The 20,006-nt window shown below is 64.9% G+C and carries 18 protein-coding genes; 9 read left to right on the top strand and 9 right to left on the bottom strand.

Annotation, left to right across the window (positions count from 1 at the left end):
• Positions 1 to 15 precede the first annotated feature (15 nt).
• Entirely contained in the window at positions 16 to 1,392 is a 1,377-nt protein-coding gene (locus ISX93_RS05070) for an FAD-binding oxidoreductase (RefSeq protein ID WP_195777615.1), read from the bottom strand.
• 13 nt (positions 1,393 to 1,405) lie between these two features.
• Positions 1,406 to 2,950, bottom strand: coding sequence for an acetolactate synthase large subunit (locus ISX93_RS05065; protein ID WP_195777614.1), 1,545 nt, complete (start codon positions 2,948 to 2,950; stop codon positions 1,406 to 1,408).
• Positions 2,951 to 3,065: 115 nt separating this feature from the next.
• Between ISX93_RS05065 and ISX93_RS05060 the strand changes: the two genes are divergently transcribed.
• Entirely contained in the window at positions 3,066 to 3,983 is a 918-nt protein-coding gene (locus tag ISX93_RS05060; protein ID WP_195777613.1) for a LysR family transcriptional regulator, read from the top strand.
• A 16-nt stretch (positions 3,984 to 3,999) separates the two neighbouring features.
• On the opposite strand, the gene ISX93_RS05055 is transcribed toward ISX93_RS05060, so the two are convergent.
• Positions 4,000 to 5,061: an SMP-30/gluconolactonase/LRE family protein gene (locus tag ISX93_RS05055; protein ID WP_195777612.1), complete on the bottom strand. Its 1,062-nt coding sequence runs from the start codon at positions 5,059 to 5,061 to the stop codon at positions 4,000 to 4,002.
• Between the two features lie 133 nt (positions 5,062 to 5,194).
• On the opposite strand from ISX93_RS05055, the gene rnd reads away from it, so the two are divergent.
• From rnd to ISX93_RS05030, 5 genes are all read left to right on the top strand, one after another.
• On the top strand, positions 5,195 to 6,322 hold the full coding sequence (gene rnd / locus ISX93_RS05050) for a ribonuclease D (RefSeq protein ID WP_195777611.1): 1,128 nt from the start codon (positions 5,195 to 5,197) through the stop codon (positions 6,320 to 6,322).
• The gene (locus ISX93_RS05045) at positions 6,319 to 6,612 is read left to right on the top strand and encodes a YcgL domain-containing protein (RefSeq protein ID WP_195777610.1); all 294 of its coding nucleotides are present in this window, start codon (positions 6,319 to 6,321) and stop codon (positions 6,610 to 6,612) included. Before rnd ends, ISX93_RS05045 begins: the two co-directional genes overlap by 4 nt.
• A 60-nt stretch (positions 6,613 to 6,672) precedes the next feature.
• Positions 6,673 to 7,122, top strand: coding sequence for a YcgN family cysteine cluster protein (locus tag ISX93_RS05040; RefSeq protein WP_195777609.1), 450 nt, complete (start codon positions 6,673 to 6,675; stop codon positions 7,120 to 7,122).
• A gap of 59 nt (positions 7,123 to 7,181) precedes the next feature.
• Positions 7,182 to 8,417 carry a hypothetical protein gene (locus ISX93_RS05035; protein WP_195777608.1) on the top strand — a complete coding sequence of 412 codons (1,236 nt, stop codon included), beginning with the start codon at positions 7,182 to 7,184 and terminating at the stop codon, positions 8,415 to 8,417.
• A 221-nt stretch (positions 8,418 to 8,638) separates the two neighbouring features.
• Positions 8,639 to 9,202: a YSC84-related protein gene (locus ISX93_RS05030; protein ID WP_195777607.1), complete on the top strand. Its 564-nt coding sequence runs from the start codon at positions 8,639 to 8,641 to the stop codon at positions 9,200 to 9,202.
• A 12-nt stretch (positions 9,203 to 9,214) separates the two neighbouring features.
• Here the strand turns inward: ISX93_RS05030 and ISX93_RS05025 are convergent, their stop codons facing one another.
• A complete protein-coding gene (locus tag ISX93_RS05025; protein ID WP_195777606.1) occupies positions 9,215 to 9,601 on the bottom strand; it encodes a DUF6632 domain-containing protein in 387 nt (128 codons plus the stop codon).
• A 254-nt stretch (positions 9,602 to 9,855) separates the two neighbouring features.
• Between ISX93_RS05025 and ISX93_RS05020 the strand changes: the two genes are divergently transcribed.
• Positions 9,856 to 10,665: an SDR family oxidoreductase gene (locus ISX93_RS05020; protein ID WP_195777605.1), complete on the top strand. Its 810-nt coding sequence runs from the start codon at positions 9,856 to 9,858 to the stop codon at positions 10,663 to 10,665.
• A 224-nt stretch (positions 10,666 to 10,889) separates the two neighbouring features.
• Here the strand turns inward: ISX93_RS05020 and dacB are convergent, their stop codons facing one another.
• Positions 10,890 to 12,353, bottom strand: a complete 1,464-nt coding sequence (gene dacB, locus ISX93_RS05015; protein WP_195777604.1) for a D-alanyl-D-alanine carboxypeptidase/D-alanyl-D-alanine endopeptidase — start codon at positions 12,351 to 12,353, stop codon at positions 10,890 to 10,892.
• A gap of 174 nt (positions 12,354 to 12,527) precedes the next feature.
• On the opposite strand from dacB, the gene ISX93_RS05010 reads away from it, so the two are divergent.
• A complete protein-coding gene (locus ISX93_RS05010) occupies positions 12,528 to 12,866 on the top strand; it encodes a YggL family protein (protein WP_195777603.1) in 339 nt (112 codons plus the stop codon).
• A 98-nt stretch (positions 12,867 to 12,964) separates the two neighbouring features.
• On the opposite strand, the gene ISX93_RS05005 is transcribed toward ISX93_RS05010, so the two are convergent.
• Positions 12,965 to 14,296, bottom strand: a complete 1,332-nt coding sequence (locus ISX93_RS05005) for a deoxyguanosinetriphosphate triphosphohydrolase (RefSeq protein WP_195777602.1) — start codon at positions 14,294 to 14,296, stop codon at positions 12,965 to 12,967.
• Positions 14,297 to 14,651: 355 nt separating this feature from the next.
• Between ISX93_RS05005 and ISX93_RS05000 the strand changes: the two genes are divergently transcribed.
• On the top strand, positions 14,652 to 15,860 hold the full coding sequence (locus tag ISX93_RS05000) for an ammonium transporter (RefSeq protein ID WP_219840989.1): 1,209 nt from the start codon (positions 14,652 to 14,654) through the stop codon (positions 15,858 to 15,860).
• Between the two features lie 94 nt (positions 15,861 to 15,954).
• Here ISX93_RS05000 and metR read toward each other — a convergent pair whose 3' ends face one another.
• The 3 genes from metR to glpD form a co-directional block, all read right to left on the bottom strand.
• Positions 15,955 to 16,875 carry a transcriptional regulator MetR gene (gene metR / locus ISX93_RS04995; protein ID WP_195777600.1) on the bottom strand — a complete coding sequence of 307 codons (921 nt, stop codon included), beginning with the start codon at positions 16,873 to 16,875 and terminating at the stop codon, positions 15,955 to 15,957.
• Positions 16,876 to 17,068: 193 nt separating this feature from the next.
• On the bottom strand, positions 17,069 to 18,271 hold the full coding sequence (locus ISX93_RS04990) for an iron-containing alcohol dehydrogenase (protein ID WP_195777599.1): 1,203 nt from the start codon (positions 18,269 to 18,271) through the stop codon (positions 17,069 to 17,071).
• A gap of 122 nt (positions 18,272 to 18,393) precedes the next feature.
• Positions 18,394 to 19,935, bottom strand: coding sequence for a glycerol-3-phosphate dehydrogenase (gene glpD, locus ISX93_RS04985; protein WP_195777598.1), 1,542 nt, complete (start codon positions 19,933 to 19,935; stop codon positions 18,394 to 18,396).
• Positions 19,936 to 20,006: the final 71 nt, after the last annotated feature.

Here is a 20,006-nt window from a genome sequence, read left to right as displayed (position 1 = left end):
CGGATTCTCCTCGGCTTAGATGATCTTGCCTGGATTGAGCAGGTTGAGCGGATCCAGTGCCTGCTTGAGGGTGCGCATCAGGGCCAGTTCGCTGTCGCTGCGGCTGACCGACAGATAGGGCTTTTTCTCCAGGCCGATGCCATGCTCGGCCGAGACCGAACCACGGAAGGCCGCGAGTGCGCCGTAGACCTGGGCTTCCACCACGGGGCGGGCGGTCAGGTAAGCCTGCGGCTCGACCACCACGGCGACATGCAGGTTACCGTCGCCGAGATGGCCGAAGATGAACAGCTGGTGCTTGCCGAGCAGGCCTGGCAGGGCGGATTTCAGCCCGGCCGCGAAGGTTTCCATCTCGGCGATGGGCAGCGAGATGTCGAAGACGATCGGCGCACCCAGGTGCATGACCTGTTCGACGTCATCACGCAGCGACCAGAAGGCATGGCAGTCGGCTTCCGACTGGGAGATGGCGGCATCGGCGAGGATTCCGGCCTCGAAGGCAGACTCCAGCGCCGCATTGAAGCGCTGGCTATCCAGCGCGCTATCCGCCCCCTGGCTCTCGACCAGGGCATAGAAAGGGTAGTCCTGGGCGATCGGCGGCTTGCCTTTGGCCGGGGGACTGGTGACCAGGCGGTAGAAGCTCTGCCACATCACTTCGAAGGCCGAGAGCGTGCCACCCAGGGAGCGATCCATGTGTTTGAGAAAGTGCGCCACATTGGCAAAGCTGTCCAGACCGACCAGGGCCATGTTTCGGGTGGTCGGCTTTTCGCGCAGACGCAGCACCAGGCGGGTGATTACCCCCAGGGTGCCTTCGGAGCCTATGAACAGCTGCTTGAGGTCGTAGCCGGTGTTGTTCTTCAGCAGTGTGTTCAGCGATGACACCACGCTGCCATCGGCGAGCACTACCTCCAAACCGAGCACCATGTCGCGGGTCATGCCGTAGCGGATGACACGGTTGCCCCCGGCATTGGTGGCCGCGTTGCCGCCCAGGGTGGCCGTGCCGCGCGCGCCGAGATCCAGCGGGAAGGCCAGGCCGTGCTGCTCGACTGCTTCCTGCAGGGTTTGCAGGGTAACACCGGCCTGGACCGTGGCGGTGCGCTGCAACGGGTCGATGACCTCGATGTTGCGCATGCGCTCGAGCGACAGGATCAGCTCGTGCGATTGCGCATCGGCCCCGTGCACCAGCCCGGTGAGGCCGCCCTGAGTAACCACGGCGACCTTGTGCGTGTGACACCACTGCAGGACCTTGGCCACTTCCGCAGTGCTGCACGGGCGCACCAGCGCGGCGGCCTTGAGATTGTCCGCACGCCAGACACCGGCTGAACGGGTGGCGACATCGGCCGCCTCCAGCACGCCGCTCGGGCCGACCAGTGCGCGCAACTCTTCAGCGATATTCATGGACTGTCTCTCCTCAGATCATCACTTCGATCAGTCGCGGGCCTTTCTGCTGCATGGCGGCCCCGTACTGGCTGGCGAACTCCGCACAGGTGGTCGCGCGGCTGGCTTCGACGCCCAGGCCTTCGGCGATCTTCACCCAGTTCATTTCCGGATTGTGCAGGTCGAGCATCGACAGGGCCTTGGCTCCGGCACCCGTGGCGCCGACCCGTTGCAGTTCGATGTTGAGAATGGCATAGGAGCGGTTGGCATAGATCACCACGGTGATGTCGAGGTTTTCCCGCGCCATGCTCCACAGTGCCTGCATGGTGTAAGCCGCGCCGCCATCGCCGTGTGGGCAGACCACCTTGCGCCCGGGGGCAGCCAGCGCTGCACCGACCGCCAAGGGCAGACCCTGGCCGATCGAGCCGCCGGTCAAGGGCAGGTGGGTGTGCGGGCGGGCGCGGGCGAGGGTCAGCAGCAGCGGCATGCTGGAAGTGTTGCCCTCATCGGCATAGATGACGTCCTCCGGGGTCAGTTCGGCAATGATTTGCGCCGCGCTGATGGCATTCAGCGGACCACTGGGCAGGCCATCCAGCTGCAGCGGCACCCGGATTGGTGATCGTGCCGGTGCATCCACCGCGTCGGCCAGGCTGGCCAGGGCTGCGGCGCCGTCTTCGTGCGGATGCGCCAGATGGCTGAACTGGCAGCTTTCCGGGGCGCACCAGCTGGGCTTGCCGGGGTAGGCGAAGAACGACACCGGTGGCTTGGCGCCGACCAGGATGATCTGCTCGATGTCGGTCAGGAAGGCGACGATCTGCTCGGCGAAATAAGGGATGCGCTCCACCGGCACGCGCCCGGCGCCGAGCTCGACGTGCGGCGCAAAAGTGTCGCAGAACAGCCGTGCGCCAGTCTTGGCCTGCACCCGTCCGGCGGCTTCCAGGCCGGCGCCGTGCAAGGCATTGCCACGCAGCAGCAGGGCGGTTTTCTTGCCGTTGCCGAGCAGCCTGGCAGTCTCCTCGATGGCTTCCCGGCTGACCGCCGCCGGGCCGATGTCCGGCAGCATTGGCGCGGCGCGCTCGGCCTCGTTCCAGGCGGTATCCGCCGGCAGGATCAGGGTCGCTACCCCGCCGGGTGCCGAGCGGGCGGCCTGCACGGTGCGGGCGGCGTCGCTGGCGACGCTCTGGGCGCTCTTCGACTCGAGGATCCAGCTGGAAACGGGACGGGCGAAACCGACGATGTCCGAGGTCAGCAGGGCGTCGTATTGCAGATGGTAGGTGGCGTGATCGCCAACGATGTTGACGATCGGCGTATTGGCGCGGCGGGCGTTGTGCAGGTTGGCCAGCCCGTTGGCCAGGCCCGGCCCGAGGTGCAGCAGGGTGGCTGCCGGCTTGCCGGCGATGCGCCCGTAGCCATCGGCGGCGCCAGTTACCACGCCCTCGAACAGGCACAGCACGGCGCGCATTTCCGGCACCGAATCAAGCGCCGCGACAAAGTGCATTTCCGAGGTGCCGGGATTGGCGAAACACATGTCGACCCCGCAGTTGGCGAGGGTCTTGATCAGCGATTGGGCTCCGTTCATGGGCTACTCCGGCAGGGGAAATCGGACGTGGCGGGCAGTATGCGCGCGGGTAAAAAAGTCGCAAAATGCATTTTTTAACTCTTAATAATGCATTCTGTACATAAGGTATTCAGCCATGGACCTGCGTCATCTCGAACACGTGCTGTTGCTGGCCGACGAATTGAACTTTAGTCGCGCGGCAGAGCGTGCGCACCTGACGCAGTCGGCCTTCAGCCGCAGCATCCAGACGGCCGAAGCGTTGGCCGGCGTGCCGTTCTTCGACCGCACCCGCCGTTCGGTGCAGCCCACCGCTGTCGGCCTGCGCATCATCGAGCGCGGGCGGCGGATCCTCGCCGAGGCCAGCGACCTGGATCGTGAAATCCGCTTTCTCGAGACCGGGGTCGGCGGTGAGGTGCGTGTCGGTGCCGGCCTGACCCAGGCGGCAAGCATCCTGCCGGATGTCGCCCAGGCCTTTCACCGGCAGTACCCGCAGGTGAAGTTGACTTTCCAGGTTGGTCACTGGAGTTCGCTGGTGGATGACCTGCTGCACGAGCGCATCGATTTCCTGATCTCCGATGTGTCGGAGCTGGATGCCCAGCCTGGGCTGGAAATCACCCGCTTGCTGCCGCGTGAAGGCTCGTTGTTCTGCCGGGCGGGTCACCCGCTGCTGCAGGGTCCGGTAAGCCGGGAGCGGCTGGCTGCCTTTGAATTCGCCGGCCCGCCACTGCCGACCCGGATTGCCCCGCAGATGGCGAGCCTGATCGACCCCGTCCGGCAGCGGGAAAACCTGCTGGCCATCGAGTGCAACAGCATGGGCATGCTGCGCCGGTTGACCCTGGAATCCGACCTGATCCTGATCAACCTGGTGATTGCGGTGGCCCGCGAGGTGGAGCAGGGCCTGCTGGTGGACCTCAAGCCGCTGTTGCCGGCGGAGCTCGCCGACAGCCTGGCGATATTGAGCCAGTGGGGCCTGGCGCGACCCGCCGGTCGCACCCAGAGTCCCGCCGCGGTGCGCTTCATGGCCCTGCTGGAAGCTGCCTGCCAGCTTGCATGAGCCGCCAGGTGCGGCCTCAGTGGATCTTCAACTTGCCGATGCGGTCGTTTTCCAGGCTGCCCAGGTAGAGGTACTCGCCCACCGGTTTGGCCGAGGTGATCATGCGCAGGTGGGTGGCGCTGCTGTCATGCAGGCTGCGGATGATCCGGCCGTTCTCGTCGATGGCAATCACCAGCCCGTAGGGCGTCGCCTTTGGCCAGAACGCGCGTGGCAGCTTGCTGATCTGCGCCTTCAGCCAGGGGTAGCGGTGCAGCAGGTCGGCGTCATCCTTGCGCGGCGAGGGCAGGGCCACCCAGAAGGTGCCGGCGCGGTCGCCCTGCAGGTTGTCCGGCATCCCCGGCAGATTGTCGATGAACACTTCGTGGCTGCCGGCGCGCTCGCCCTTGAGCCAGTAGCGGGTGATGCGGTAGCGGTAGGTCTCGTTGACCAGCACGAAGTCCTCGTGCTGCGACAGCGCCACGCCATTGGCGAAGTAGAGGTCGTCGAGCAGCACCTCGGTCTGGCCGCTGGCCGGGTCATAGCGCAACAGGCGGCCATGCGGGCGTGCCTCGAGCAGGTCGAGCATGTAGTCCGGCTGGTCGAACTTGTCCGAGGCATCGGAGAAATAGATGCGCCCGTCGCTGGCGATGTCCAGGTCATCGGTGAACTTGAACGGCACACCGCCGGCTTGCGTGCTGAGCACGCGGATCTGGCCTTGCGGGTCGATGCTCAGCAGGCCCTTGGAGGCATCGGCGACGATCAGGTTGCCGCTGGCATCGAAGTCCATGCCCAGCGGGCGACCCCCGGTGTCGGCGAAAGTCTCTACGCTGCCGTCGGCGGCAATGCGCGCGATGCGCCCGTCCTGCTGGCTGCCGTAGACCCGGCCCCGGGCATCCACCGCGGTGTCTTCCGGGCCATGCAACTGGCCCTTGCCGAGCAGTTCGGCCTTCATCAGCGTGTCGTTGGGTTCCATCACGCCGGTCAGCGCCGGGGCCTTGGGCGCATCCCAGGCCAGCGGATCGATCCGGCTGGGTGTCAGTGCAAGAAACGCGGCAACGCCGGCAAACAGGACCAGCAGCAGACCCAGCAGCTTTTTCATGGAGTTCCTCGAGGATGGCAATGGTGTGGCGGCAGCATAAGAGCGGCACGTACCTGCCGACAAGTCGACAGGCCGCAATGCCCGGCAATGGCCTCGGGCGCGATATACTGCCGGCCACTTTGAGGAGAGCCCCTTGCCGATCGACATACACTGGATCCTTGACAACGACAGTCTGGCCCGGCACTGCGCGGCCTGGCGGCAATTGCCGTTCGTCGCGGTGGATACCGAGTTCACCCGGGTCGACACCTTCTACCCGATCGCCGGCCTGATCCAGATCGGTGACGGTGAGCGTGCCTTCCTGATCGACCCGCTGGAAATTTCCGACTGGGCGCCGTTTGCCGCACTGCTGCAAGACCCGGCCGTGGTCAAGGTGCTGCACGCCTGCAGCGAAGACCTCGAAGTGTTCCAGCACCTCACCGGCAGCCTGCCGGCGCCGCTGTTCGATACCCAGCTGGCCGCCGGTTACCTGAACCTCGGGTTTTCCATGGGCTACTCGCGCCTGGTGATGGCGCTGCTGAACATCGACCTGCCCAAGGACGCTACCCGCTCCGACTGGCTGCAGCGTCCGCTGAGCGAGCTGCAGGTGCAGTATGCCGCCGCCGATGTCATCCACCTGGCCGAGGTTTACCGCGCTCTGGCGCCCAGGCTCGACGCGCGCAAGCTGGCCTGGCTGCTGGAGGATGGCGCCGAGCAGATCGTCAACCTGCGCCGTGAAGTCGTGCCCGAAGAGCTGTATCGCGAGTCCAAGCTGGGCTGGAAGCTGTCCCGCCAGCAGCTCGCCGTGCTGCGCGAACTGTATGCCTGGCGCGAGCGCCAGGCGCGCCAGCGCAACCAGGCGCGCAACCGGGTGATCCGCGAACACTCGCTGTGGCCGCTGGCGCGCACCCAGCCGGACAACCTGGCCGACCTGGCGAAGATCGAGGACATGCATCCGCGGACGGTGCGCCAGGATGGCGAAACCCTGCTGCGGCTGATCAAGGCGGCCGGGCAGATTCCGGTGGCAGACTGGCCAGAGCCGCTGCCCGAACCCTTGCCGGCGGATGCCAGCAACCTGCTGAAGAAACTGCGTGCGGTGGGCCAGGCGGAAGCCGAGCGGCAGGGCATGGTGGTCGAGCTGATGCTGCGCAAGAAACACCTGGAGCAATTGCTCAAAAGCGGCTATCCGCATGGCCCCTATCGCTTGCCTGAGGGCTTGCGCGGCTGGCGGAGGGAACTGATGGGCCAGGCGCTGCTGGGCGCACTGGCGGGAGAGGCACAATGAAACGAATCTGTTCGATCTATCACAGCTCGCGCAAGAACGGCATGTACCTGTATGTGCTCAAGGAAGATGCCCTCAAGCGGGTGCCGGAAGCGCTGCTGACGGTGTTTGGCACGCCCCGGCATGCCTTTGACCTGGTCCTCAGCCCGCAGCGCAAGCTGGCTCAGGAAGACATCCACAAGGTCCTGGAAAACCTCGAGGCCCAGGGCTACCACCTGCAGATGCCGCCGGCCGAGGACGAGTACATCGAGCACCTGCCGGAAGAACTGCTGCGCCGCAACGACCCGCTGTAGGGCGGGCACCTGCTGGACAATGCGAATTGTGAGCCCCCGCCGCTAACGAGGTAAGCAACCATGGCCGCCAAGGTCGAACCCTTCTGGAAGCGCAAGACCCTCGCCGAGCTGGATCAGGACGAGTGGGAGTCGCTGTGCGACGGCTGCGGCCTGTGCTGCCTGCAGAAGCTCGAGGACGAGGATGACGGCAGCGTCTACTACACGCGGATTGCCTGCAAACTGCTGGATCGCGAGACCTGTCGCTGCACCAACTACCCGGACCGGCGGCAGTTCGTGCCGGACTGCATCCAGCTCAGTCCGGGGCAGGCCGAAGAGTTCCGCTGGCTGCCGCCGACCTGCGCCTACCGGCTGGTCAGCGAGGGCGTTGACCTGCCGCCCTGGCACCATCTGGTTTGCGGCGACCGCCAGGCGGTGCACGCTGCCGGCATTTCCCAGGCCGGGCGCATGCTCAGCGAGGACAGCGTGGCCGAGGATGACTGGGAAGAACATCTGATCTTCCGCGCCGGCTGAATGTTGCCTGACGGCGTATCATCCAGCCCACTTGAATTTTTCTGCCTGAGGCCGTGCCCATGCCTTTGTTCCGAAGCCTGACCCTGCTGCTGCTCGCCCTGAGCGTCCTCGCCAATCCGGCCCTGGCCGAGAAGAAGCAGCGCGTCACCCTGGAGTACCAGGTGAGTTTCCTGCCGCAAAGCGGCGAGGCGGCAGTAAGCCTGCGCCTGGCCGAGAACGCGGCGCTCATCAGCCTGCTGTTCGATCTCGGTGACAAGGGTTACTACAGCGATTTCAAAGGCACCGGCACGCTCAGCGAACAGGCCGGCCAGATGTTGTGGACCCCGGGCAAGGGCACGGGCAAGGGTGCGTTGAGCTACCGGGTGAAGATCGATCATCCGCGCGACAATGGCCGCTTCGACGCGCGCATCACTCCCGACTGGGCGCTGTTGCGCGGCGACGACCTGATTCCCAGTGCGAAAGTGGTTCATGAAAGCACCATCGAACTGCAGACCTACCTGCAATTTGAACTGCCGCCCACCTGGAAAAGCGTGGAAACCGGCTGGCCGCGGGTAGGCAAGAACCGCTTCCGCATCAACAACCCGTCACGCAAGTTCGACCGTCCGACCGGCTGGATCATCGCCGGCAAGATCGGCAGTCGCCGCGACCAGCTGGGTGATGCCAGTGTCAGCGTTGCCGCACCGATCGGCGAAGGCATGCGGCGCATGGATATCCTCACCCTGCTGAGCTTCGTCTGGCCGCAGGCGCAGGAGGCGTTTCAGCGCCAACCGGCCAAGCTGCTGGTGGTCGGCGCCAATGATCCGATGTGGCGTGGCGGCCTGTCCGCGCCCAACTCCCTGTTCATGCATGCCGCCCGCCCGCTGGTCAGCGAGAACGGCACCAGTTCGCTGGTGCACGAGCTGACCCACGTGTTTACCCGGATCCGTGACCGTGACAACAGTGACTGGATCAGCGAAGGCCTCGCCGAGTTCTATGCCATCGAACTGGTGCGCCGCGCCGGGGGCATGAGCGAATACCGCTATCAGGCGATCCGCAGCAAGCTGCAGACCTGGTCCAAGGGCGTCAAAACGCTGCGTGGATCCAGCTCCTCCGGGCCAGTCACCGCCCGCGCTGTCCTGCTGCTGCAGGAACTCGACCAGGAGATCCGCGAGCAGACCGGCAACCAGCGCTCGCTGGACGATGTCACCCGCGGCCTGATGCGCCTGGAAACAGCCAGTACCAAGGATTTCATCGACATCAGTGAAAATATCCTGGGGCGCAGTTCGGCAGTACTCGACACACGCTTGTTGAAGTAAGGCGCCAACCGCGCGGGATGGCACCTGCTCCGGGCAGCGCCTGCTGGGCAGACGGTCCGGGGCCGAGCCCCGGGGTTGCCACAAAGTCCGGCGCAGTCTGCCGCCACTGCAGTTGCGCCAGAGCTGCCTCTGCTATCCTTTTCTGGCAAGTGCTGCTGCAGCCAGAAGCTCACCGTCGATCGCTGCGGTGATCATTCGTCCAGTCCTTGCAGGAGGTTGTCATGCTCAAGCAATTCATCCACATCTGCGGGTTGCTGCTCGCCGTCACGTTTGCCTCGGCGGGTTTTGCCGCCAGCAACGAGGAGTGCCAGGCCACCCTCAAGCAGTTCAAGGGCCTGGGTGATACCAGCAAATTCATCGCCGAGTCCTATGGCATGGCCGTACTGCCAACGATTGGCAAGGCCGGCATCGGCCTGGGCGGCGCCTATGGCGAAGGTTGCGTGTATGCCGGCGGCGCGCGCAAGGGCAGCGTCGACATGGGCCAGGTGACCATCGGCCTGCAACTTGGCGGCCAGGTCTACAGCCAGTTGATCCTGTTCAAGACCAAGGCTGCCTACGACACCTTCACCAAGGGTGGCTTCGAGTTCGGCGCCGACGCCACCGCTGTCGCCCTGACCTACGGTGCCAGCGCCGGAGCCGGCACGACGGGTGCTTCGGCCGGTGCGGGAGAGACCAAGGGCGTGGCGCGCTGGGTCAACGACATGGTGGTGTTCACCCTGGCCAAGGGTGGCCTGATGTACGAAGCCTCGATCGGCGGACAGAAGTTCGACTACACGCCGGACTGATGGTGCAGTCAGTTACGTCGCCGGGTTGGCGCGCGGCATCAGCAGTGCAAGCACCGCCGCCACGCCGAACAGCGCCAGCACGTCACCCCATAGATGTCCCATATTGTGGCCGCCGTCGAACGATTGCACCGTCATGACGGCGGCGTGGACAATGCTTGACCAGACGGTAAACCAGATCAGGCTGCGGTTGGCCAGAGGGTTGCGGGCGGCGAGCAGCAGGAAAATTCCCAGGGTGGCGTACACGGCGAGAATCATCTCGAGGTAGTACGACCGCCCTTCGGCATGCCACGACCAGCCTGAGGGCCAGATGATGGTCAGCGGCCAGATGCCGAACGTGAAGGTAAGCCCTACGGCAATCAGGGCGATGCGCAGGTATTTGACCCGGTCGGCGTCGTTCATTGTTTGCTCCTTTAGCAGTTGCCCACGCAAAGTGTGCAACTTGTCTGGCGTCATTGAGGTGCGGGGAGGTGGCCGCTCTACAGTAGACCAGTGTCAGCGGCTGCGCTAATGGACGCAGGCAATGCACTAGCCGCCCAGCACATCCTGGTACCCATGGCTTAGCCGCGGGCATTCAGCAGCCTGATGATCCCTCGGTGCGCCACCGTCCTTGATTACACTCTGCCCATCATTCCGTGACCCGAGGCAGAACCACCATGCAAAACCGCATCATGATCACAGGCGCAGGCTCCGGCCTGGGCCGCGAAATTGCCTTGCGCTGGGCGCGCGAGGGCTGGCAGCTGGCGCTGTCGGATGTCAACGATGCCGGGCTGGCGGAAACCCTCAGGCTGGTGCGTGAAGTCGGCGGCGACGGTTTCACCCTGCGCTGCGATGTGCGCGACTACAGCCAGCTGACCGCCTTTGCCCAGGCCTGTGAAGAGCGTCTGGGCGGTATCGACGTGATCGTCAACAATGCCGGTGTCGCCTCCGGTGGCTTCTTCAGCGACCTGACCCTGGAAGACTGGGACTGGCAGATCTCGATCAACCTGATGGGCGTGGTCAAGGGCTGCAAGGCCTTCCTGCCGCTGTTGCAGAAGAGCCACGGCAAGATCATCAACATCGCCTCGATGGCCGCGCTGATGCAGGGCCCGGCAATGAGCAACTACAACGTGGCCAAGGCCGGGGTGGTGGCCCTCTCGGAAAGCCTGCTGGCGGAGCTGCGCCAGGAGCAGATTGGCGTGCATGTGGTCTGCCCGTCATTCTTCCAGACCAACCTGATGGATTCCTTCCACGGGCCGAACCAGCAGATGAAAGCGCAGGTCGGCAAGCTGCTGGAGTCCTCGCCGATCAATGCCGAGTTCATTGCCGATTACATTTTCCAGCAGGTGGCGGCCGGCGAGTTCATGATCCTGCCGCACGAGCAGGGGCGTATGGCCTGGAAGCTCAAGCAGCAGAATCCGCAGGCGCTGTACGACGAGATGGCGCAGATGGCCACGCGCATGCGCGAGAAGGCGGCCAAGGGCTGAGTTGCGGGTAGAGAGGGTTCGTTAGCCAGGGATTGGCAATCCGCTTCCGTTAAATTGGCCAGTGCCGGGCTGCTTATCGCGGTTGGCTCAGCGTATTGGTTGCGCCCGGCGGGGTGAAAAACTGTGTTCCGTGCCGAGAAAGCGCGGCACGCTTGCTCGGAGCCAGCTCAACAACACCCGTCGTTATCCAGAGATGTTGCGAAAGCCGCCCCGCCAGCCCACGGCTACTTCGGCTGGTTGTACAGGTCGATCAGGAACTGGTCGAGAATCGCCGAGGCGCCCCACGGTCGCGGGTCGTTGAGCAGCGCCACCACGGCCCAGGTCTGGCCCTTGCGGTCACGGCTGAAGCCGGCAATCGCGCGCACGGTATTCAGGGTGCCGGTCTTGATATGCGCCTGGCCGCGCAGGGCGGTATTGCGCAGGCGCTTGCGCATGGTGCCGTCCATCCCCACCAGCGGCAGGGAGGAAGCGAACTCCGCTGCGTAGGGGCCGTTCCAGGCCGCCTGCAGCACCTGCGACATCTCGCGCGCCGAGATGCGTTCGTTGCGCGACAGGCCGGAGCCGTTTTCCATCACCAGCGCCGAGGGCGTGATGCCCTTGCGCGTCATGAGCTGCTTGATCACCCGCTGCGCCGCCTGGGCGTCGTCGCGGTCGGCGCCGCTGCGAAATTGCGCGCCGATGCTGAGGAACAGCTGCTGGGCCATGGTGTTGTTGCTGTACTTGTTGATGTCGCGAATGATCTCGACCAGGTCCGGCGAATAGGCGCGGACCAGCAGGCGCGCCTGCTTCGGCACCTCGCCGAGGCGATCCTTGCCGAGGATCTTGCCGCCCAGTTCCTGCCAGATCGCGCGTACCGCACCGGCGGCATAAGCGGGATGATCGAACAACGAGATATAGGTCTGCGAGCTGCAGCCGGCATTCAGCTTGCCGCTGACGATCACCGTGATGCCGTCGAACTCGCTGACCGGGTTGTAGCGCACGTCCGGCCAGCCCGGGCACTTGGCCGCCTTCAGCAGCTTGACGCGGTTGTCGATGCGGATATTGGCAATCGGCGGCTCGACCGCCACCTCGACCTTGCCCGAATCGGCACGGGCAATGAAACGCACCGCCTTCAGATTGACCAGCAGCGAATCCGGGCCGACCAGGAAGGTTTTGTTCTTGTCGCCGCCATCGTCCTTGAACTCGGGCTGGACGGGCTGGATCAGGTAGCTGCGATCCAGCACCAGGTCGCCGGTGATCTGGTGCACGCCGTTGGCCCGCAGGTCGCGCATCAGCAGCCAGAGTTTTTCCATGTTCAGCTTGGGATCGCCGCCACCCTTCAGGTACAGGTTGCCGTTGAGCACGCCGTCGCGCAGTACGCCGTCGCTGTAGAACTCGGTTTTCCACTGATAGGTCGGGCCGAGCAGTTCCAGCGCCGCCCAGGTGGTGATCAGTTTCATGGTCGAGGCCGGGTTCATCGGCGTGTCGGGGTTGATCACGGTCGAGGTGGCGCCGCCGTTCATGGGTACCAGCATCACGCCCAGCGAGTCGCGGCCAATCTTGTTGGCGCTCAAGGCCTTCTGCACGCTGGCGGGCAGGGTGCTGCTTTCCTTGGCGCTGGCCGGCAGGGCAAGGGGCAGCAGCAGGCAGACCAGGGCCAGATGGCGCAGGGGGCGGGCAAGGCTGGAGAGGTTGAAAAGGCTGTTCACGAGGATGGATTCCCGCTGGGTGGTTCAATAAAAGGCGCGCATTATGCCCCAAGACTTCCGGGCTGGCCTGCCTGTCGTCTACACATTTAGCGGCAAGCGCGGCGGGCAGGCGGGCAGCGAAGCTGGTAAAGTGCCGGCCTGATCGTTGAATCCAGCATCCAAGAGGAAATTTCCATGGCTACCAATCGCTCCCGCCGTCTGCGCAAGAAACTCTGTGTCGATGAATTCCAGGAGCTGGGCTTCGAGCTCAACCTCAACTATCCCGATGATCTGAGTGATGAGGCCATCGAAGAGTTCCTCGACCAGTTCATCGACATGGTCGCCGACAACGGCCTGGGCTACGTGGGTGGCGATGACTACGGTTTCGTTTGCCTGGGCAAGCGCGGCTCGGTCAGCGCCGAACAGCGCGCCGCCGTCGAGGCCTGGCTGAAAGGCCGCAGCGAGCTGAGCAGCTTCGAAATCAGTCCGCTGATGGACGTCTGGTACCCGGACAACGCCATCAACCAGGCCTGATTCGCGGTCGCAGCATCCGCTGCAGCTGAATGGCTGCGCCGCAAAAAAGGCCCGGACTCGTGCGAGTTCGGGCCTTTTTGCATGCAGGCCGGGCTGGCTCACACCGGACTCGAACGCCCGGTCATTTCGCGGGCCATCTCGGTGGCGTAGCTGTCGGTCATGCCGGCGATGAAGTCGATCATGCGCAGGAAGGAGCGGTACAGCGGCCACTGCGGGTCCGGTGCGCTGTTGCCGAGCAGGTCGAGGATGCGCTGGTTCTTGAACGAGGGGGTGCGCCCGCCGTGCTGCTCCAGCGCCGCACCGCAGAAGTTGTTCAGCAGGATTTCCAGGGTGGTGTAGGCGCCGATCTCGTGCAGGGTCTTGCGCTTGTCCTGGAAGATCTTTTCCCGCGCCAGGCCCTTGGCCTGCTGCACGCAGCGCTGCGCCGGGCCGTGCATGTGCTCGACCAGGTCGCCGCGCAGGTCGCCGCGCAACAGGCTGGCCTGCTGCTCGACGAAGGCTTCGGCGGCGGCATTGGTCAGGTGCTCGATGGCCTTGCCGCGCAGGATTGCCAGCTTGCGCCGGCGCGAGTCCTGCGGGCCGAGCTGGCGATAGGTCTCGGGCAGGTCGTCTCCGACCAGGTCGAGCAGCAGGGCCTCGACCTCGGGGTAGTCGAGCAGCTCCATTTCCAGGCCGTCCTCCAGGTCGATCAGGCCGTAGCAGATGTCGTCCGCCGCCTCCATCAGGTACACCAGCGGATGGCGCGCCCAGCGTTGCGCCTCGAGCAGCGGCAGTTGCAGCTTGCGGGCGATCTGCTCGAGCAGCGGCAGTTCGCTCTGGTAGCAGCCGAACTTGTGCTTCTTGTAGCCCAGCGCGTCGGCGTGGCGGGCGGTCCAGGGGTATTTCAGGTAGGTGCCGAGGGTCGCGTAGGTCAGCCGGGTGCCGCCATCGAACTGGTGGTATTCCAGCTGGGTGAGCACGCGAAAGCCCTGGGCATTGCCCTCGAAGCTGAGAAAGTCGCCGCGTTCGGCGTCACTCATGTCATCCAGCCAGCCCTTGTCGGCGGCCTGCGTGAACCAGTGGCGGATGGCATCCTCGCCGGAATGGCCGAACGGCGGGTTGCCGATGTCGTGGGCCAGGCAGGCCGACTGCACGATCACCCCTAGGTCGGCCGAGCTGCACCAGTCCGGCAGGTCGTCGCGCAGGGTTTCGCCAACCCGCATGCCCAGCGAGCGGCCGACACAGCTGACCTCCAGCGAGTGGGTCAGGCGCGTGTGGATGTGGTCGTTGCTCGACACCGGATGCACCTGGGTCTTGCGCCCCAAGCGGCGGAAGGCGCCGGAGAAGATGATCCGGTCGTGATCCTTGTGGAACGGGCTGCGGCCCAGCTCTTCCGGGCTGTGCACGGATTTGCCGAGGCGTTCGCGGGTAAGCAGGGTTTGCCAGTCCAAGGGTGGGGCTCTCGTCAGCAGGTTGGCCAGTACTGCCGATTGGAACACAGCCGGGGCACGGCAGACAGGGCCGCGGCCGGGCGGACTGGTACGGGGCTTGCAGTGTCGTGGTGCGTTTGCGTGCCGGCCGCCCTGATTTGGGGCGTCGGCAGCGCAAACAGTAACCACCGTTGTTGCTTAAGTATTTGATAATAAAGCGGTTATTTTGTTGTTCGGATTGCTCGCAGTGCTTTGGCTGCGTTTGATACCGCATGCAATCTGCTCATTCGCGACCTTCATGCTTCTCGTTGGTGCGTTTCGCTTGAGTCGCGATCAAATTTGGTGCATTTCCAGACAGCCGGAGTCCTGCATAGCGATGGAAAACCTCAATAGTGCCGTGGAAACCCTGGTCCACAGCTCCAATACCCTGTTTATCCTGCTCGGCGCCATCATGGTGCTGGCCATGCATGCCGGGTTTGCCTTCCTTGAAGTGGGTACGGTGCGTCACAAGAATCAGGTCAATGCGCTGTCAAAGATTCTGACCGACTTCGCCGTCTCGACCCTGGCGTATTTCTTCATCGGCTACTGGATCGCCTACGGGGTGACCTTCCTCGAACCGGCGGCGGTGCTGACCGCCGGCAATGGCTATGCGCTGGTCAAGTTCTTCTTCCTGCTGACCTTTGCCGCGGCGATCCCGGCGATCATTTCCGGCGGGATTGCCGAGCGTGCACGCTTCGGTCCGCAAGTCTGCGCCACGCTGTTGCTGGTGGCGTTCGTCTACCCGTTCTTCGAGGGGCTGATCTGGAACGGCAACTTCGGCTTCCAGGCCTGGCTGACCGGGCGTTTCGGCTTTGCCTTCCATGACTTCGCCGGCTCGGTGGTGGTGCATGCGATGGGCGGCTGGCTGGCGCTGGGCGCGGTGATCCTGCTCGGCCGGCGCGATGGCCGTTACCGCGAAGGGCGCCTGGTGGCCTTCGCGCCATCGAACATTCCATTCCTCGCGCTGGGTTCGTGGATCCTCATCGTCGGCTGGTTCGGCTTCAACGTGATGAGTGCGCAGACGCTGGGCAGCATCAGCGGCCTGGTGGCGGTCAACTCGCTGATGGCCATGGTCGGCGGCACGGTGACCGCGCTGCTGATCGGGCGCAACGACCCGGGCTTCCTGCACAACGGCCCGCTGGCCGGGCTGGTGGCGGTGTGTGCCGGCTCCGACGTGATGCACCCGCTGGGCGCGCTGGCCACCGGCATCGTCGCAGGTGCCCTGTTTGTCTGGGCGTTCACCGCGACCCAGGTCAAGTGGAAGGTCGATGACGTACTCGGGGTGTGGCCGCTGCACGGCCTGTGCGGTGCCTGGGGCGGCATCGCCTGCGGGATTTTCGGCAGCCAGGCCCTTGGCGGCATGGGCGGCGTCAGCCTGGCCAGCCAGCTGATCGGTACCGCGCTGGGCATCGCGGTGGCGCTGGCGGGTGGTTTCCTGGTCTACGGACTGCTGAAAAAGGCGGTGGGCATCCGTCTCAGCCAGGAGGAAGAGTATTACGGTGCCGACCTGTCGGTGCACAAGATCGGTGCAAACAGCGGCGAGTAACCCTGCCCGGAAAAGCAAAAGCCCGCAGCCAGCGGGCTTTTGCTTTTCTGCCACCGGCCGCCTGTGCCGACGCTGGAAAACGCCGGGACTTCCTTCAGCCGCGTGCGGCGCTGACGCCTTCGAGGGTGGCGAACGAGGTGTCCTTGGCGGTGAGCAGGAAGTCGCGCATGAACGGCGCATCGAGCATGTCGGTGCGGATGCCGGCATACAGTGTGGCATACAGGGATTTTTCCCCGAGCCGTTTGGCCGTCACGTAGCCGCGCGAGCTGTATTCGTGCAGCGCCCAGTTGGGCAGGCAGCAGACGCCGCGGCCACTGGCCACCAGCTGCATCATCATCATGGTCATTTCGGCGGTGCGTATCTGCGCCGGCTCGACATCCGCCGGCTCAAGGAAACGGGTGAAGATATCCAGCCGGTCGCGCTCGACCGGGTAGGTGATCAGGGTTTCCCGCGCCAGGTCCTCAGCCACGATGTAAGCCTTGCCGGCCAGCGGGTGCTGGTTGGCCACGGCGAGCAGCGCCTCGTAGGTGAACAGCGGCACATAGGTGATGCCGGGCAGTTCCACCGGATCGGAGGTCACCACCAGGTCGAGGTCGCCGCGCGCCAGCGCCGGCAGCGGGGCGAAGGAGAAGCCCGAGGCCAGGTCCAGCTCGACTTCCGGCCAGGCATCGCGGAACTGGTCGATGGTCGGCATCAGCCACTGGAAGCAGCTGTGGCATTCGATGGCCATGTGCAGCCTGCCGGCGGTGCCACCACTCAGGCGGGCCAGGTCGCGCTCGGCGCTGCGCAGTTGCGGCAGCAGACTGTCGGCCAGTTGCAGCAGGCGCAGGCCGGCGCTGGTGAAACGCACCGGCTTGGTCTTGCGCACGAACAGCGGCAGGCCGAGCTGGCTCTCCAGCTCCTTGAACTGGTGTGACAGTGCCGACTGGGTCAGGTGCAGGCGCTCCGCGGCCTCCACCAGGCTGTCCGACTCGCGCAGGGCGTGCAGGGTTTTCAGGTGGCGAATCTCGAGCATGACGGTCTCGCTGGCGGGGGCTGGGGAATGGATCAACGTGAATAGAGTTCGCGAAGATCAATATCCGGGTGAGACTGTCTCATTCAGAAGCGGTTGTCGAGTCTGAATGGACGGGCGCCAGGCCGCAGGGCAGGGGCAGCGCGCACTGCCCCCGGCGAGTTGCCCGCGCCCTGCGCTTGCCTGGCGCCGCGGCTCAGGCCAGCAGCTTGTTGAGCATTTCCGCCGAGTCGGCGCGGCTCATGTAGCGCGGCACGCCATAGGTGCCGTGGGCCTCGCTCAGTGCACGGTCGATAATCTTCTCGAAGTCCTCGCGCTTGAGGTCCTTGAAGGTCTGCGGAATGTCCATCGCGGCGTTCATCTGGCGGATGTGCGCGATAAAGGCGTCAGCCAGTTGGGTGTCGTTGTCCCCCTCCTGGCCTATTCCGCTGACACGAGCCAGATCGGCCAGGCGGGACGCGCACTTGACCTTGGAGAACTCCAGCACCAGCGGCAGGATGATGGCGTTGGCCAGCCCGTGGGGCACGTGGTACAGGCCGCCCATCTGGTGGGCAAAGGCGTGCACATAGCCGACTCCGGCGCGGGTGAAGGCCAGGCCGGCCATGCTCGAGGCGACCGCCATGCTTTCGCGGACCTGCACGTCGCTGCCGTTGCTGTAGGCGGTTGGCAGGTTGCGCACGATGCTGGCGGTGGCCATGCGCGCCAGTTCATCGGTTTCCGCGGTGGCCATGGTGGAGATGTAGGCTTCCACCGCGTGGGTCAGCGCATCCATGCCGGTGGGGGCGGTGATGAAGGGCGGCAGGCCGGTCATCAGGCTCGGGTCGAGGGCGATCATCGACGGCACCATCTTCGGGTCGACCATGGCGTACTTGATCTGTGCGGCCTTGTCGGAAACCACCGCGGCAATGGTCACTTCCGAGCCGGTGCCGGCCGTGGTGGGTACGGCAAAGAACGGCAGGATGCGCTTGCGCGGTGCGGCGTACAGCCAGATGCCGGTGAGTTTCGATGGGTGGGTGTTGTTGGCATGGCACATCAGGATGGCCTTGGCGCAGTCGATCGACGAGCCGCCGCCGACCGCCAGTACCGCGTCGGCCTTGAATGCCTTGAGCTTCTCGACGCCAGCCATGACGATCTCGAAGCCCGGGTCGGGCACCACGTCGCTGTAGACCTCGACGGTCAGGCCGCTGTCCTTGAGGGCGGCAATGATCGGATCGACCAGGCCCATCTTGAACAGCGGGCCGTCGGTGATCAGCAGCAGGCGCTTGACCCCGGTGCCGGCGATTTCACGGCACAGGGAGAGCGACGAGCCGGCGCCGACAAAGGAGAACGGCTTGGGAAAGTTCAGCATGGGCAGGACCCGGCCATTGATGCGGGTGCGGAGGGTGCTAATCAGGTTCATCAAGCGATGCCTATGGTTATGGTTTGGGGTAGGCCTGACTCGGCAGGACGCTGGGGCCGAAGAATACCTTGGGTTTTGGCCGGATGACGACGGATATTCATATCGGCCATGGTTTGGCCGTTTCAGCGGCTATTTTCGTCGGCATGCGCGCATTCCCCGGCTGCCCGGCTCTCCAGGCTGGCCTGCAGGTGCGCCTGCTGCGCGGCATCGAGGAACAGGCCCAGCTTGGTGCGCCGCCAGAGAATGTCCTCGGCGCTCAGAGCCCATTCGACCCGGCATAGATAGTCCACCTCGCGTTGGTGCAGGCCGCCACCGAAGTCTTCACCCAGTTCGTCGAGGCCGTGCAGGCCCTCGAGTATCTGCCAGCTGCGGCTGCCATAGGTGCGCGCCCAGCGCTCGGCCAGTGTCGCCGGCAACCAGGGCGTGCGCTGGCAGAGGGTGCGGGCCAGTTGTTCGGCACTCTGCATGTTTTCTCCGCCGGGCAGCGGCGCGCCGGCAGTCCAGGCAGCGGCCATCCCGGGGAACCAGGGCGCCAGTTGCGCCAGCGCGGCTTCGGCCAGCTTGCGGTAGGTGGTCAGTTTGCCGCCGAACACCGAGAGCAGCGGTGCTTCGCCGGATTTTCCGGAGAGCGACAGGGTGTAGTCGCGGGTTACTGCCGATGGGTCATCGGACTCGTCATCGCACAGCGGCCGCACCCCGGAGTAGGTGTGCAGGATGTCACCGCGCGTTATTTGCTGTTTGAAGTGGGCGTTGACCACGTTCAGCAGGTAATCGGTCTCCTCTTCGCTGATGCTCACCTGGGCCGGATCACCGTGGTATTCGCGGTCGGTGGTGCCGATCACGCTGAAGCGCTCCAGGTAGGGGATGACGAAGACGATGCGCCGGTCCTCGTTCTGCAGGATGTAGGCCTGCTCGCCGTCGTACAGGCGCGGCACGATCAGGTGGCTGCCCTGGATCAGGCGAATGCCGTAGGGGGAATGCTGCCTGAGACCTTCCTTGATGAAGCTGGCCACCCAGGGGCCGCTGGCATTTACCAGGGCCCGGGCCAGCAGGTTCTCGCGGCGGCCGTCGGCGTGCTGCAGTTGCAGGTGCCAGTGTTCGGCGTGGCGGGTGGCACTCAGGCAACGCGTGCGGGTGGCGATGCGCGCGCCGCTTTCATGGGCGGCCAGGGCGTTGAGCAGCACCAGGCGGGCGTCATCCACCCAGCAGTCGGCATAGGCGAAACCGCGGGTGATGCTCGGCTTGAGCGGGCTTTCGGGGCCAAAGTGCAGGCCGCGCGAGGCCGGCAGGCGCTCGCGCCGGCCCAGATGGTCGTAGAGAAACAGCCCGGCACGAATCATCCAGGCCGGGCGCAGGTGCGGGCGGTGCGGCAGGATGAACTGCAACGGGCGGACAATGTGCGGCGCCTTGGCCAGCAGCACTTCGCGCTCGGCCAGCGCCTCGCGCACCAGGCGGAACTCGTAGTGTTCGAGGTAGCGCAAGCCGCCATGCACCAGCTTGCTGCTGGCCGAGGAGGTGTGACTGGCCAGGTCGTCCATCTCGCAGAGGAATACCGACAGCCCGCGGCCGGCGGCATCGGCGGCGATACCGGCGCCGTTGATGCCGCCGCCGATGATGGCCAGGTCATGGATTTTGGCGAGCGGATGGGGCTGGTTGCTGGGCATGGCGCAAGTCCCGGAAGTCATATATTGAACAATGGTATGTTCGTTTCCGAAAATATGCTATTCGAAGAAAC

Origin of the sequence: Pseudomonas sp. N040 (assembly GCF_015637705.1) — a bacterium.
Classification (GTDB): Bacteria; Pseudomonadota; Gammaproteobacteria; order Pseudomonadales; family Pseudomonadaceae; genus Aquipseudomonas.
The sequence above is the reverse complement of the archived record's forward strand: the minus strand, read 5'-3'. Positions and strand labels throughout refer to the sequence as shown.

Excerpts from the sequence above, each read along its gene's own strand:
- ISX93_RS05070 (WP_195777615.1), bottom strand. The coding sequence starts at position 1,392 with ATGAATATCGCTGAAGAGTTGCGCGCACTGGTCGGCCCGAGCGGCGTG.
- ISX93_RS05065 (WP_195777614.1), bottom strand. The coding sequence starts at position 2,950 with ATGAACGGAGCCCAATCGCTGATCAAGACCCTCGCCAACTGCGGGGTC.
- ISX93_RS05060 (WP_195777613.1), top strand. The coding sequence starts at position 3,066 with ATGGACCTGCGTCATCTCGAACACGTGCTGTTGCTGGCCGACGAATTG.
- ISX93_RS05055 (WP_195777612.1), bottom strand. The coding sequence starts at position 5,061 with ATGAAAAAGCTGCTGGGTCTGCTGCTGGTCCTGTTTGCCGGCGTTGCC.
- ISX93_RS05045 (WP_195777610.1), top strand. The coding sequence starts at position 6,319 with ATGAAACGAATCTGTTCGATCTATCACAGCTCGCGCAAGAACGGCATG.
- ISX93_RS05040 (WP_195777609.1), top strand. The coding sequence starts at position 6,673 with ATGGCCGCCAAGGTCGAACCCTTCTGGAAGCGCAAGACCCTCGCCGAG.
- ISX93_RS05035 (WP_195777608.1), top strand. The coding sequence starts at position 7,182 with ATGCCTTTGTTCCGAAGCCTGACCCTGCTGCTGCTCGCCCTGAGCGTC.
- ISX93_RS05030 (WP_195777607.1), top strand. The coding sequence starts at position 8,639 with ATGCTCAAGCAATTCATCCACATCTGCGGGTTGCTGCTCGCCGTCACG.
- ISX93_RS05025 (WP_195777606.1), bottom strand. The coding sequence starts at position 9,601 with ATGAACGACGCCGACCGGGTCAAATACCTGCGCATCGCCCTGATTGCC.
- ISX93_RS05020 (WP_195777605.1), top strand. The coding sequence starts at position 9,856 with ATGCAAAACCGCATCATGATCACAGGCGCAGGCTCCGGCCTGGGCCGC.
- ISX93_RS05010 (WP_195777603.1), top strand. The coding sequence starts at position 12,528 with ATGGCTACCAATCGCTCCCGCCGTCTGCGCAAGAAACTCTGTGTCGAT.
- ISX93_RS05000 (WP_219840989.1), top strand. The coding sequence starts at position 14,652 with ATGGAAAACCTCAATAGTGCCGTGGAAACCCTGGTCCACAGCTCCAAT.
- metR (WP_195777600.1), bottom strand. The coding sequence starts at position 16,875 with ATGCTCGAGATTCGCCACCTGAAAACCCTGCACGCCCTGCGCGAGTCG.
- ISX93_RS04990 (WP_195777599.1), bottom strand. The coding sequence starts at position 18,271 with ATGAACCTGATTAGCACCCTCCGCACCCGCATCAATGGCCGGGTCCTG.
- glpD (WP_195777598.1), bottom strand. The coding sequence starts at position 19,935 with ATGCCCAGCAACCAGCCCCATCCGCTCGCCAAAATCCATGACCTGGCC.